The sequence below is a fragment of the Marinimicrobium sp. ARAG 43.8 genome, from assembly GCF_050113635.1.
Classification (GTDB): Bacteria; Pseudomonadota; Gammaproteobacteria; order Pseudomonadales; family Cellvibrionaceae; genus Marinimicrobium.
Map to the genome: position 1 here is coordinate 98,835 of NZ_JBNJLT010000008.1, position 12,997 is coordinate 111,831.

A 12,997-nucleotide genomic window follows, 5' to 3' on the forward strand; every position below is an offset into this window, starting at 1 on the left:
ACACTGCGCTTTTTCTCCGGGGCCTGCCTTGCTGCCATCAATTGTGTATTGCGACGACGACCTGCTGGTGGTCGACAAACCCGCCGGGCTACTGACGGTTCCCGGACGCGGGCCGGACAAACAGGATTGCCTGATCAATCGTCTGTTGCCGCACTACCCCAATGCCCGCATCGTTCACCGTCTGGACCAGGCCACTTCCGGCCTGGTGATTATTCCGCTGGGCTACGAACCGCAAAAGCATCTGGCGCGCCAGTTTGAACAGCGCCTGATTCACAAACGGTACGTTGCGGTTGTGGGCGGCGACGTTCGGGAGACGCAGGGCGAAGTCGACCTGCCGTTGATATGCGACTGGCCAAACCGACCCCGCCAGAAGGTGGATCACGAGCACGGCAAATCCGCGCTGACCCGTTATCGGGTGCTGGCGCGTCTGGAGCAGCATACTCGGCTGGAGCTTGAGCCGGTAACCGGACGCTCCCATCAACTGCGAGTGCATATGCTTTCCCTGGGTCACCCGATCCTAGGCGATACGTTGTACGCGCCGCCAGCGTTGCGTGACTGCACAGACCGACTGCTGTTACACGCCACGCGACTGAGCTTCACCCATCCGCGCACCGAGCAGGCCATCACCCTGGACCTTCCGCCGTCTTTTTAGATTCGCTTTTGAGCAGATCAAGGATAGACATTCATTTTTGTTATAAAAAAAGAATTTTTTAATAAAAATATCCACTTTAGGTTATGAAGAGTATTGCGCCAGCTTTGACAATCCGCCACACTTCCCCCTGAATTACACTCTTTTACATTCGTCGTTAAGGCTCAGCCCTCTCATGGAAAAAACGTTCATGAAAAAAACACTTCTCAGTCTGGCCCTGATGGCCACCACCGGCACCGCAATGGCCAACGGTTTTGATAATGGTCGACTCGGAGGCATGGGCGGTGCTGGCTACGCCACGGGTAACTACGCCGATGGCGTGCTCTTGAACCCCAGCCTGGGTTCCGCCCACGGCGAAAAAGACGATTTTGCGCTGGTCATCAACGTCGGCGCGCTGGGGCAGGATGAAGACAAGCTGCTCGACGGCCTGGAAGACCTGGCAGACTACCTGGACCTGCTGGAAAACCGCACCGCCTCTCAGTGGGGTGGCATGATTGATCCCAATAACCCGGAGGGCTCTGCACGGGAACTGCTTGCGGAAGAAGCCGATGAGGTAGAGGCCCGCTTGCGGAATATTGACAATCGCAACGCCAATATCAACGCGGGTGCAAGCTTTGTGGTCGCTATACCCAATGACTGGATGTCCGTATCGCTGGTGGGCAAGACCCGCATTGACGCGGCGGTAACCACCCTCGTGGATGACGGCGACTTTGCGTACATTCGCGGTGCGGTCGGTGAAGAAAACTTCGATGCATCCGGCCTGCAATCCCGTGCCATTGGTCGCGGTGCGGCGGTATCCGAGGTGGGTCTGGCACTGTCCAAAAGCCTGGCCACGGGCGAAGATTCCCAACTGCTGGTGGGAGCCACGCCCAAGTGGATGCACGTAATGACCTTTGTTTATACCGCCACAGTCGAGGAGTTTGATGAAGACGATTTCGACGGTGACGATTACACCGTGGAAAGTGACGATTTCAACCTGGACCTGGGTGCCACTTACCTGAGCGGGAACATGCGTTACGCGCTGACGGTCTCGAACCTCATCAGCAACGAATACGACACTATCGTTCCCGGTGAGACCATCGAGATCGAGCCGCGCGCGACGGCTGCGCTGGGCTACCGGAATGACTGGCTGACCGCCGAGGTGGCCTCTGACCTGACGACCAGCAAGAATTTCACCACCGGCCAAGATACACGCTTCGTTCGCGCCGGTTTGGAACTGGACCTGGCCAACTGGGTGCAGCTGCGGGCGGGCATGCGCCAGGACCTGGAAGACAATGAACCCGATCAGGTTTCTGTCGGCCTGGGCTTTTCTCCCTTCGGTGTGGTCAATCTGGATATCGCCGTGTTTGGCGAGGATTTTGGTTCTCTCGGCGAATACGAAGATGCCACCACAGGCGGCGCCTCCGTTCAACTGGGGCTGCGCTTCTAACGGTTTTACATAGCGTATATAACGGCGCGTCTTTCATGACGCGCCCGCTTACAACTGCTCTAACGCCCGGGCGATATCCCGCTGCACATCGACCAGGGGCTGACTCGCATCCACCACGGCATAGCGCTCCGGCGCTTCGGCGGCACGCTGCTGATACGCGTCCCGCACCCGCTCAAAAAATGACAGCGCTTCCTGTTCAAACCGGTCGGGCTCGCTGCGCTGGCTGGCCCGCGCCAGCCCTTTATCGACCGCGATATCCAGAATCACCGTGAGATCGGGGTGCAAATCGCCCTGCACGCGCTGTTCCAGATCGACGATAACGTCGGTATCAAACCCTCGCCCGCCCCCCTGATAGGCGTAGGTGGAATCGGTAAAACGATCACACAGAACCCAGGTGCCTGCAGCCAGCGCCGGCTTGATGACCGTTTCCAGATGCTGCGCCCGGGCGGCGAACACCAGCAGTAACTCAGCCGCCGGCGTGACCGTCTCGTCACGCGGTGATAACAACAGCGCCCGGATTTCCTCGGCCAGCGGGGTACCGCCCGGCTCCCGGGTGACCAGCACGGAATGGCCGTGCGTTTCCAGCCACTGGCGAATAAAGGCCAGATTGGTGCTCTTGCCGACACCCTCGGTGCCTTCCACGGTGATAAACCGGCCCTGTGTCACGCGTTCTTTACCTGCTGAATCAAAGACATGGAGTGAAAGGCTTCAGTGTATCAGGTTTGGGCCAGTGATCGACTGGCCTCCGTCGACAACACACCTTTGTGGTAATATGGCGCCCTTTCACTATCCGCATCCAGCTACCCGCGAGGTTTTTATGAGCAAAGCGTCCACGGTGACCCTGCACACCACATTCGGTGAGATCACCATTGAACTGAATCACGAGAAAGCCCCCAACACCGCCGCGAACTTCGCGCAGTACGCGGAAGAAGGCTTTTACGACAACACCGTATTTCACCGTGTGATCAGTAATTTTATGATTCAGGGCGGTGGCATGACCGAGGATATGCAACAGAAATCCACCCGCGCGCCCATCGAAAACGAGGCGGACAACGGCCTGGGCAATGTCATTGGCAGCGTTGCGATGGCACGCACCAGCGACCCGCACAGTGCCTCGGCGCAGTTTTTCATCAATGTTCAGGACAACAGCTTCCTGAACCACCGCGATAAAAGCCTGCAAGGCTGGGGCTACTGTGTGTTCGGTAAAGTGACCGAGGGCATGGACGTGGTCAACAAGATCAAGGCGGTGGATACCGGCAGCAAGGCCGGCCACCAGGATGTACCGGTCGATCCGGTTCTTATTGAGAAAGCCAGCGTCGGCGAATAAGTTTTACCATGACGCGTTTGTTTGTTTCCGACCTGCATCTGAGCGAACAGCTGCCGCACATCACTGAAGGATTTTTCCGGTTCCTGAAGGACCGGGCGCAGCGCACGGAAGCGCTGTACATTCTCGGTGATTTTTTTGACGCCTGGATTGGCGACGATGACGACAGTGAATTGACCCGTGCAGTCGCCCGTGAGGTGAGTAACGTGGCGCAGAGCGGCACGCGTGTGTACCTCATGCACGGCAACCGCGACTTCCTGATGGGTGATGAATACGCCCGGGCGTGTGGTGCCGAGCTGTTGCCAGACCCGAGCGTGATCAATCTGTACGGTCACCCCACCCTGCTGATGCACGGCGACAGTTTGTGCACACGGGATCAGGCCTACATGGAGTTTCGACGGCAGGTACGCTCTCCGCAATGGCAGGCCGAAGTCTTGTCACTCCCGCTGACTAAACGCCGCGAACTGGCGGCGCAGTTGCGTTCACAGAGCGAAAGCATGAACAGCAACAAGGCGGAAGACATTATGGATGTGACCCCGGAGGAAGTGGTCAAGACGATGACTCAGGAGAACGTCGGGTTGTTGATTCACGGCCACACTCATCGCCCGGCCAGACACCCTTTTACCCTCGACGGACAGGATGCAGAACGCATTGTGCTGGGGGACTGGCACCGCCTGGGATGGTGTCTGGTCGCGGAGCCTGAAGGGTTGCGACTGGAGTCGTGGGATTTATAAAAACCCTTCTTGGTAAAAACCAACACAACACCGGGGCAGAGTGCGCTGTAAATCCGCTGTGTGCCCTGCCCCGGTCTTGTTGACGACGTAATGTTATACCAGTGTCTTACTCACCACCTCGTACACATCTTTCGACAGTGCCGGTTCAGCCTTGATTCGCTCCAGCGCCTGCTTCATTAACGCCTGAAGGCTTTCCGGGTAACGACGCCAGCGCGTGAACGGCGTCAACAGTCGTGCCGCTATTTGCGGATTGACTTTGTTCAGGCGCAATATCTGGTCGGCCAGAAATCGATACCCTTCCCCGTCCGCACGATGAAAATTCACCGGGTTTGCATTGGAGAAAGCGCCGACCAGTGCCCGAATCTTGTTCGGGTTGTTGGCTTCAAACGCTGGGTGTTTCTGTAACTCCAACACCGTTTCCAGCGCTTTCGGGTGGTGACTTGTGGCCTGCACCCTCAGCCATTGATCCACGACCAGCGGTTCGGCTTTCCAGTAATCGTAAAACTCGGACAGCGCTTTTTCCCGTACAGAATCGGCACCTTTCGCTTCGCTATTAACCAGTTCTGACAACGCCGCCATGGTGTCGGTCATGTTATTGGCGTAGCGATACTGTTGCTCGCAGGCCTCCAGCAATTCGGGCTCGCTGAGCGTCATGAGATAGCTCAGCGCCACGTTTTTCAGGCTCCGTTCGGCAATGTCCTCCGCCGTGGGTCGATAGGGTTTGCGGTGATCATAGGCTTCGTAAATCGCCCGTAAGTCATCCTTCAAGGCCTGCGCCACGACCCGTTTTACGGCGGCTCGACTGTGATGAATGGCTTCCACTTGAATCGTGTCGCTCTGTTCGGCCAAATAGGCCTCAGACGGAAGGGTGAGCATCAGCGCGACCATCGCTTTATCCAGCGAGGTGTCCTGCAACAGGCTGCGATAGGCGTCAACCAGGCGCTCATCCACGGAGGCCGTGGCGATGTCGTCGCCTTGTTCATACGCTTGCATGACGTCCTGGATTACTTGAATGGCCAATTGCTGGCTGGCATCCCAGCGGCAGAACCCATCGTCATCACCGCTCATCAGGCGAACGAGGTCATCGCGCGAGTAGTCGTAACGCAGTTTGACCGGTGCGGAGAAATTGCGCAGCAGAGAAGGCACTGGTTTCTCCGGTAACCGCTCAAACACAAACGTCTGCTCCGGCTCCGTCAGTTCCAGAACGGTGTGAGTGTTGTCCCCGGTTTCCGGATCAGGGGCTTGCCCTTTTCGGTGCAGTGGCAAGGCACCGGCACTGCCGAGCAAACCCATCGCCACCGGAATATGAAACGGTTGCTTACTCTGACTTTCCGGCGTCGGCGGACAACTTTGTGCAATCGTGAGGTGGTATTCGCCCGCGTCTTCATCCCAGTGATCCGTCACTGTCAGCACGGGGGTGCCCGCCTGGGAATACCAGCGTTTGAACTGCGTCAGGTCGCGCCCGGATACCGCTTCCATGGCGGCGACAAAATCCTCGGTCGTCACCGCCTGGCCGTCGTGGCGTTCGAAATACAGGTCTGTGCCTTTGCGAAACTCTTCCGGCCCCAGTAGATTGGCCAACATACGCACCACTTCGTTGCCCTTTTCATAGACCGTCAGGGTATAGAAGTTGGAAATTTCGATGTAGGAGTCGGGACGCACCGGGTGCGCCATCGGCCCGGCGTCTTCCGCAAACTGCAAGGTGCGCAACAGAGAGACATCTTCCACGCGCTTGACGGTGGGCGACCCCATGTCCGCCGAGAAGGTTGCGTCGCGATAAACGGTAAACCCTTCTTTTAAACTGAGCTGAAACCAGTCGCGACAGGTCACCCGGTTACCGGACCAGTTGTGAAAATATTCGTGGGCAACCACCCCCTCGACACGTTGAAAGCCAGCGTCTGTGGTCGTTTCTGGTTTGGCCAGAACGCACGCGGTATTGAAAATGTTCAGCCCTTTGTTTTCCATGGCGCCCATGTTGAAATCGTCCACGGCCACGATCATAAAGATATCCAGGTCGTACTCCCGGCCATAGGTTTCCTCATCCCAACGCATGGCGTGTTTGAGGGAGGTCATGGCGTGATCGCATTTATCCAGGTCTTTTTCCTCGACAAAAATGCGCAGCGTCACCTGGCGACCGGACTGGGTCGTAAAGTGATCTTCAATATGCTCCAGATTACCCGCCACGAGCGCAAACAGATAGGCGGGTTTTTTATGCGGATCGTGCCAGGTGGCAAAATGTCGATCTGAGTGCCGATCATTCCCAACGTCGCCCTCTTCTATCAGATTACCGTTGGAGAGCAGGACCGGGAACTGAGCCTTGTCCGCTTCGATGGTGGTGAAAAACTCACTCATCACATCAGGCCGATCCAGATACCAGGTAATTTTTCGAAACCCTTCCGCCTCGCACTGGGTGCAATACATCGTGCGGGATTTGTAGAGTCCTTCCAGCGACGTATTGTGCTCGGGATCAATGTCGCCAACGGTGGTCAACTCAAAGGTGTCGGGCACGCTCAGCAGCGTCAGGCTTTCGTCGTCCAGGCGATACTCGTCTGAGTCCAGCTTGCGCCCGTCAATGGCCACGGAAACCAGAGTCATATCCTGTCCGTTCAGGGTCAGTGACTGAGCGTGCGTTTCGGCGTCGGGATTGCGGTGCAACGTCAGCTTGCTGGTAACGCGAGTCTTGTCGCCGCGCAGGTCAAAATGCAGCTCGGTCCGCTCAATTCGATATTCGGGGGGACGGTAGTCTTTGAGCTGGATGGCTTTGGGCTGTGCATCGCGTGCGGACATACGTTCTCCTATTTCCACTTCAAAGGCTGTTCGGCGTCGGCCACTTCGCCCTCGCCACCGCAATGGGTATGCGGTTTGGGGGGAATGTAGCCGGTGCGCTGTTCGGCGGGCAGGTGTTTATGCTCGTAGGCGATCACCGCTTCCATGCATTGGTGGCGCTGTTCCTGTGTGAGTGTGCGACCATCGGGCCATTTGCCCAGCTCCACGGCGCGCTTGAGGCTCTGGTAGACCTCGGGGGTCAGGCTATCCAGTACATCGCGGTAGTTCATGCTTTTACCCGGAAGTCAGTCAAAAGGAAATTATATCAGACAGTGTTTTTGGCCACGCCGCTCACGCTTTTGCCGAGCGGCTGCTCAACAGGCCCCAGGCCATACCCGCCACCAGTCCGCCCACATGAGCGCCATTGGCCACGGACCCGCCAATGAAACGGTCGACAATTCCGGTCATGCAGATCACCAGCCACAGCAGCATGAAGCCGATGATTCCCGAGGGGACCGCCAGATAAGGATGTGGGCTGAATTTCTGACGCATCCAAATGAAACCAATCAGGGCATACACCACCCCGGACATGCCCCCGAAGACCGACGGTCCGCCCAGAAACTGGGTGACGTTGGCGGCAATGGCCGTACCCAGCGCAAACAGGAGGTAGTGGATCGGACCGAGTACGGCTTCCAGGCGCCGCCCCAGCTCCCATATCCATAGGCCATTGAACAGGATGTGGAAGAAGCTGAAATGCAGAAAGGCCGGGGTCAGCAACCGCCAGAATTCGCCGCGAGCCATGGCTTCACCCCAGGGACCAAACTGAATGCCGTTGTAGGTCATCGCCAGGGGCTGGAAGGTCAGCCAGGAAATCCATTGACCGCCTGCGATATCCATTCCGATGAGTGCTCCCAACCCACTGAGCAGCAAAAGAACCAAGGTAATCGGGAACTGGCGCGGACTCGGTGTTTGGATCGCCGCCCTCTGGGGTGCCTCGCCGTCGGGAAGCTCCACATCACCGTTTAACCAGCGGTCTGTCAGCTCGGCCAGCGGTTCGACCAACGCCGGGTCCTGTACCCAGATTTGTTGATGCCCCCCTTCTTCGGTGATGCGATGCACCAGACCACGCCCGCGCAGAAAGCGGCTCAGTTCGGTGAGATCACGTTGCTGGGGTAACGTTTTGACAGGTATCCAGGTCACAGGCGGGCTCTTGATCGATTATAGGGGTTAAGGATCTACATAGGTCCAGACAAACTTTTCCCGGTCGAGTTGCGCTTCGCCATCAAAGCGATAGGCGACCAGGCGACCGAATTTGACGGCGCTGTAGTCCAGGCAGGCAATATTCGCAGCGACCGGCTCAGGGCGGCCCTTCAACCAGTAGTGTCCGACAAAGACCGGTTTTTCGTGCTGATGATACACCACCATTTGCCGGCGGTGCTCGGGAAGAATGGGTTGTTCAGCCACGGCCGGGGGCAGCGGGTCGGGCTGGAACAACAGTTCGCCATAGGTGTGGGCATGCGGCGCCCAGAATTTGGTGCGGAAGGAGGTGCGCTCTATGCCGTCGCCGGCGATCATGCTCATACCGGCCGGCAGGGGCAGATCTACGCCGCCAGTCAAACGCTGCTTGGTCAGCGCAGCCCGCGAACCCGGCTGGCCGGTTTGCTGGAGGAACTCGTCATCGAAGTGGCCGCTGCCGAATTGCGCCATGTGGCGGTCAATCAGTGCGGCATCCCAGCAGGCGTGCACCGCCCGAAAGTCCGGCCACTCCAGAAAGAGGGGCAAGGTGCGCAACCAGGCCAGGTGGTCCTGCCACTCGTCCTGATAATCGCTGAACTGCTCAAGGGTTTCGGCCAGCTGCCGGGTCGTGCGGGGGTTGTGGGGTCGAACGTATCCCGGTCCGTCCCGGCGGGGTGTGGCATAGGCGAGCGCATTGAATTCATGATTACCGAGCACCATATGAGCGGCCCCGGCTTCGACCATGTTGCGCACCAATCTCAGCGCCGAACGAATGTGGGGACCGCGATCAATAATGTCACCGAGAAAAACCGCCTGCCGTTGCGGGTGACGGTAGGTGTGACCGGTCCACTCATAGCCCATGGTTTTCAACAGCCGCTCGAGCGTGAGCGCACAGCCGTGAACGTCGCCGATCACGTCGTAGCCCTTTACTTCCGAAGATGCTACCTCGCTCATCCCTACCTCAGTCCAGCAGATGTCCACCCCAGCCCAGCTTCGAGCGGCAGCGCTCATAGAAATTGTGATTGAGCGGGTGAATGAGCGTCAGCTGTTTCGGCTTTTTGCGGATGACGACTTCATCGCCAGGGTGGATGCGAAAATGTAATTGCCCGTCACAGGTCACCTGGGGGCTGGCGTTATTGTACTCACCCACGAGGATTTTGATGTGGCTGTCGCCAGGCACGACCATCGGGCGGCTGCTCAACGTGTGAGGGTTCATAGGCACCAGGCCAATGGCATCGAGCCTGGGGTGCAGGATAGGTCCGCCGCCGCTGAGGGCGTACGCCGTGGAGCCGGTCGGGGTGGAAACGATCATGCCGTCGGAGCGCTGGCTGGTCACAAAGTGATCGTCCACGTACAGCTCAAATTCCAGCATACGGATCAACTCACCGGGGTGCAGTACCACATCGTTCAGGGCATCACCGGCACTGATTAACTGGCCCCGGCGCCGAACTTCTGTGTCGAGTAAAAACCGCTGCTCTGCTACGTATTGACCGGCGAGCACTTCGGCCACTTTTTGCTCGATGTCGTCAGGGGTAATGTCCGTCAGGAAGCCGAGTCGGCCACGGTTAACACCCAACAGGGGGACACCGCTATTGACCAGGGCGCGCGCGCCACTGAGCATGCTGCCATCGCCACCGACCACAATGACCAGATCGCAATAGCTGCCCAGATCTTCGAGTGAGGCCGTGCAGCTGGCCCCTTTCTGCAAACTTTTATCCGGCAGATGGTCAGCGGTTTCCTGCTCCAGCACAAACGCCTTTCCCTGATCCTGAAGAAAGCGGATCAGGCGCTTGAGAGAGTACACCGCACTATCGCTGTTGCGGCGTACGATCAGGCCAATGGTAGTAAACTCGGGCATTCAGGCGGTCTCCGAAAAAACGATTAGGACCGCTCACGGCTGGCCCTGCCCTCTTTTAACACATAAGGGGTCGTGTCTTCGAGTTCATCGGCCCAAACGGGCTTGGAAAACAACGGGGGGTCGTTGTCCAGCGCATGGGCCCGATAGCCCTGCTGGCGCAGTAAATGCGCCGTGGCGCGGCTGCGGCGCCCGGTATCGCAATAGCACAAATACTCCTGCGAATCGGACAACAGGCGCGATTTGATGGCCAGCAAGCCCAGCGGGATATTGACCGCGCCCTGTAGGTGACCGTGGTTGTATTCCTCCTCACTGCGGGTATCCACCAACACCGCACCACGCTCCCGCACGGCCTGTAACGTGCTTAACGTCAGCGTCGGCACTTCCGGGGCGCGCAGCAATCGGTAGAAATCCTGCTTGTCCAGCTCCATCAAGACCCCATCGGTGAGCATCCGCACCCGGGCGTTGCGGGGCGCATCATTGACGAGGGCGTCCTCCCCGAAACAGCGACCCGGCCCAATGACCGCCAGATGAGTCCAGCGCTGCTCTTCATGGCGATGGACCTCGGCCTGTCCCTCCTTGATAAAGTAGCAGCAGCGGCCCATTTCACCCTGACGAATAACGGTTTCCCCAGCGTAAACCACGCGAGGGGTCAGCCGGTACAGTATTTGTTCCACATTGAGGGGCGGGACTTTGAAGAACAGGTTGGACTGCAACAGTGTGCTGATCCACTCCCCGTCCTCATCCAGATCGCGGCGCCGAGCTATGTTCAGGCGCAGGTAGTCAGCTACCTGGCTCCAGGTCAGGCGCTCGTCGAGACGCTCACTGTTGAGCCGTAACACACTGCAATCGGTCACCGCTTCCGCCGTCACCGCTCGCGGCTGGCGGTGTGCCAGCGGCATGAGCGTCGCCCGACCTTTAATGCGCGATTCACTGCCATCGGCGTCGATCAGACGCACCTCACCGTGCAACAGGTAGACGTGCTGCCCGTCGTATTCTCCCGCCTGAAATAGCGGTTGACCGGCAAAGACCACTTCGCTCTGCACACCGCTCAAAAGATCCTGAAGCTGGCTTGCGCTGAGGTCTTTCAAGGGCACCAGTGTGCGCGCCACCAGGGTATCGACATCCGGTTCCCCGGCGAGAGGGTGAGCTTGCGCTGACGGCATTGTAAATGTCCTTCTGTTTATACGGCCAGGTGGCTATTTATACGGCCAGGTGGCTATGTCGCCAGACGTTGACGCTGAACGATTTGGTGGGTGGCGCAACGGTCACTTTCTCCCGCGTGGAAATCGGCTGGATGCCCGACCGTGACCAGCGGCTCCCCACACGACTCGCCCTCTGTCGTGCTGGCCGCACATTCCGGTTGACGGCAATGCGCTAACCAGTCCCGGTAAACCGGGAGCGACACGCCAGCTTCACGTGCGGCAAACGCTTCGGGGTTATCGAGATAATCCCCCACCTCATCCGGCGAAACCGTGACAGGCCCCACACCGGGTTGAAAAGCCACCAGCTTCAGTCCGGCCTGGTCCAGACGTTCCAGCAGATGCCCTTCCCCACGCAGCAACAGCGACTGGTTTTCCTGCCGCAACCGCGCAATTTCCTCCTTCAACGCGCTTTCCTGTTGATGGCGGTACAGCAGTTCCATTTCGCGCATTTCCAACCGCTCTTCCAGTGCCATCGTCTCGTTTTGCAGACGGGTACTGAACTCCAGTTCGTAATGCTCACGCATGGCTTGCCACTGCGCATCGTCGTCCTGGCGCACAGTCTTCAGTTTACGACTGAAGTATTCACGCATGCCGTCGATTTTTTGCAGTTTAGCACTGAAATCCTCTTTTAAGGATTCCAGCCGCCCAGTCAACTCGCGATTGTGCGCCTGCAACTGGTGGACTTTGTCTCGGTACAGTTCGAGGCGATGCTGATGATTCCGGCTCAGCTCTTCGCGTTGCCGTTGGTGTCGGTTATTGATCGTGGTGATTCGCAGGCGCTGCTCTTTGAGCAGGCGCGCCAGCCGGTCACGCATGGCCTGGGAATACTGTTGGTGGAGTGCTTTTTTAATTTCCTGGGCTTCGCGATGCGCCAGTGCCGTATCGGCCTGCGGCTCGAGCTGGCGACGAATGAGTCCCAGCCGATTGCTCGTGACCGCTTTGCGCAACATAACAAAGCTATTGCGTCCCGGCTGCATGTCCGGGTCCCACAGGGATGAGCGCTGCCACACGGCCGGACACTGACTAAAGCAGACCAGCCGGATCGGACCGGCGCCCAGGTCTGGCCCGCCAGCGGCCTGGGCCACCAGCGTCTGTAACGGCAGGTTCCAACGGTTGTCTGCGATCCCTCGCGCGTCAAAGGCAATCAGGAAAAAGACCAAAGCGGTAATCTGCAATTGCGAGTCGATAACCAGATAGGCAGCGCGCGCTGTTTTGCCAGCGTATTCCGGCATGGGCACAAAGCCGTCAAGGATGGCCTCGAATTCCGGGTAGAGCATTTCGCGGGCAATGTGATCCTCGACAAAGAAGAACACCGCTTCGGTGGGAGCCTGGCTAGGGGTGGCCATAGGTAACTCAGGGAAGTTGGGGATTTTTCCCTCAGTTAACGCTAAAAGTCGCAAGGACTCAAGGGCAGTCGCGAGTTATGCCGCTTACTTGGCATCCCGCCTGTGACCCGGTCGGCAGAATGCCGGGCCGGGGAATCGGTTCTATGTTACAGCTCGGAGTGTTACAGCTCGGAGTAATCGTCCGCCGCGTCGTCATCGCTGTCGTCCAGATAATACTCCAGCAGGTCTTCCATATAGTCTTCCACAATCAGTCTCCCAAATGGGTTTAATGGAGGAGTCCTTTCCTTGCGCCGATCCATCGGGGAGGATATTAAGGGTGACGTGTGACAGTTTGATGATTGGGCGCTGGCGCGCTGTGCCAAACGGCTGTCCTGCCGTTTGGTCGAACCCGGATGCGGCTTCTCGCCCACCCAAACCACAATACAAACAAAAACGGCCCACACTTTCGTGTGG

Annotated in this window: 13 protein-coding genes; 4 read left to right on the top strand and 9 right to left on the bottom strand. The window is 58.1% G+C overall.

What is annotated here, in order from left to right; genetic code table 11:
* The first annotated feature begins 28 nt into the window (after positions 1 to 28).
* Complete coding sequence (locus ACQCLF_RS14590) at positions 29 to 652, top strand: RluA family pseudouridine synthase (protein WP_426988555.1); 624 nt, start codon at positions 29 to 31, stop codon at positions 650 to 652.
* 187 nt (positions 653 to 839) lie between these two features.
* Positions 840 to 2,078, top strand: coding sequence for a conjugal transfer protein TraF (gene traF, locus ACQCLF_RS14595; RefSeq protein WP_426988557.1), 1,239 nt, complete (start codon positions 840 to 842; stop codon positions 2,076 to 2,078).
* A gap of 48 nt (positions 2,079 to 2,126) precedes the next feature.
* Here traF and tmk read toward each other — a convergent pair whose 3' ends face one another.
* A complete protein-coding gene (gene tmk / locus ACQCLF_RS14600; RefSeq protein WP_426988559.1) occupies positions 2,127 to 2,744 on the bottom strand; it encodes a dTMP kinase in 618 nt (205 codons plus the stop codon).
* Positions 2,745 to 2,895: 151 nt separating this feature from the next.
* On the opposite strand from tmk, the gene ACQCLF_RS14605 reads away from it, so the two are divergent.
* Both ACQCLF_RS14605 and lpxH read left to right on the top strand, forming a co-directional pair.
* Positions 2,896 to 3,405 (top strand): peptidylprolyl isomerase, encoded by a 510-nt coding sequence (locus tag ACQCLF_RS14605; protein WP_426988561.1) that lies wholly within the window; start codon positions 2,896 to 2,898, stop codon positions 3,403 to 3,405.
* A gap of 8 nt (positions 3,406 to 3,413) precedes the next feature.
* A complete protein-coding gene (gene lpxH, locus ACQCLF_RS14610) occupies positions 3,414 to 4,136 on the top strand; it encodes a UDP-2,3-diacylglucosamine diphosphatase (protein ID WP_426988563.1) in 723 nt (240 codons plus the stop codon).
* A gap of 93 nt (positions 4,137 to 4,229) precedes the next feature.
* Here the strand turns inward: lpxH and pepN are convergent, their stop codons facing one another.
* The 8 genes from pepN to ACQCLF_RS14650 form a co-directional block, all read right to left on the bottom strand.
* The gene (gene pepN, locus ACQCLF_RS14615) at positions 4,230 to 6,923 is read right to left on the bottom strand and encodes an aminopeptidase N (RefSeq protein WP_426988565.1); all 2,694 of its coding nucleotides are present in this window, start codon (positions 6,921 to 6,923) and stop codon (positions 4,230 to 4,232) included.
* A gap of 8 nt (positions 6,924 to 6,931) precedes the next feature.
* A complete protein-coding gene (locus ACQCLF_RS14620; RefSeq protein ID WP_426988567.1) occupies positions 6,932 to 7,192 on the bottom strand; it encodes a YeaC family protein in 261 nt (86 codons plus the stop codon).
* A 61-nt stretch (positions 7,193 to 7,253) separates the two neighbouring features.
* Entirely contained in the window at positions 7,254 to 8,102 is an 849-nt protein-coding gene (locus tag ACQCLF_RS14625; RefSeq protein WP_426988569.1) for a rhomboid family intramembrane serine protease, read from the bottom strand.
* A 27-nt stretch (positions 8,103 to 8,129) separates the two neighbouring features.
* Positions 8,130 to 9,092 carry a metallophosphoesterase gene (locus ACQCLF_RS14630; RefSeq protein WP_426988571.1) on the bottom strand — a complete coding sequence of 321 codons (963 nt, stop codon included), beginning with the start codon at positions 9,090 to 9,092 and terminating at the stop codon, positions 8,130 to 8,132.
* Between the two features lie 7 nt (positions 9,093 to 9,099).
* Complete coding sequence (locus ACQCLF_RS14635) at positions 9,100 to 9,996, bottom strand: NAD(+) kinase (protein WP_426988573.1); 897 nt, start codon at positions 9,994 to 9,996, stop codon at positions 9,100 to 9,102.
* A 23-nt stretch (positions 9,997 to 10,019) separates the two neighbouring features.
* On the bottom strand, positions 10,020 to 11,159 hold the full coding sequence (locus tag ACQCLF_RS14640; protein WP_426988575.1) for a cyclic nucleotide-binding domain-containing protein: 1,140 nt from the start codon (positions 11,157 to 11,159) through the stop codon (positions 10,020 to 10,022).
* Positions 11,160 to 11,212: 53 nt separating this feature from the next.
* Positions 11,213 to 12,544 carry a hypothetical protein gene (locus tag ACQCLF_RS14645; RefSeq protein ID WP_426988577.1) on the bottom strand — a complete coding sequence of 444 codons (1,332 nt, stop codon included), beginning with the start codon at positions 12,542 to 12,544 and terminating at the stop codon, positions 11,213 to 11,215.
* A 161-nt stretch (positions 12,545 to 12,705) separates the two neighbouring features.
* The coding region (locus tag ACQCLF_RS14650) for a hypothetical protein (protein WP_426988579.1) at positions 12,706 to 12,997 on the bottom strand (292 nt) is incomplete at its 5' end.

Coding starts and splice junctions, on each gene's coding strand:
- traF (WP_426988557.1), top strand. CDS start 840: ATGAAAAAAACACTTCTCAGTCTGGCCCTGATGGCCACCACCGGCACC.
- ACQCLF_RS14605 (WP_426988561.1), top strand. CDS start 2,896: ATGAGCAAAGCGTCCACGGTGACCCTGCACACCACATTCGGTGAGATC.
- lpxH (WP_426988563.1), top strand. CDS start 3,414: ATGACGCGTTTGTTTGTTTCCGACCTGCATCTGAGCGAACAGCTGCCG.
- pepN (WP_426988565.1), bottom strand. CDS start 6,923: ATGTCCGCACGCGATGCACAGCCCAAAGCCATCCAGCTCAAAGACTAC.
- ACQCLF_RS14620 (WP_426988567.1), bottom strand. CDS start 7,192: ATGAACTACCGCGATGTACTGGATAGCCTGACCCCCGAGGTCTACCAG.
- ACQCLF_RS14630 (WP_426988571.1), bottom strand. CDS start 9,092: ATGAGCGAGGTAGCATCTTCGGAAGTAAAGGGCTACGACGTGATCGGC.
- ACQCLF_RS14635 (WP_426988573.1), bottom strand. CDS start 9,996: ATGCCCGAGTTTACTACCATTGGCCTGATCGTACGCCGCAACAGCGAT.
- ACQCLF_RS14640 (WP_426988575.1), bottom strand. CDS start 11,159: ATGCCGTCAGCGCAAGCTCACCCTCTCGCCGGGGAACCGGATGTCGAT.
- ACQCLF_RS14645 (WP_426988577.1), bottom strand. CDS start 12,544: ATGGCCACCCCTAGCCAGGCTCCCACCGAAGCGGTGTTCTTCTTTGTC.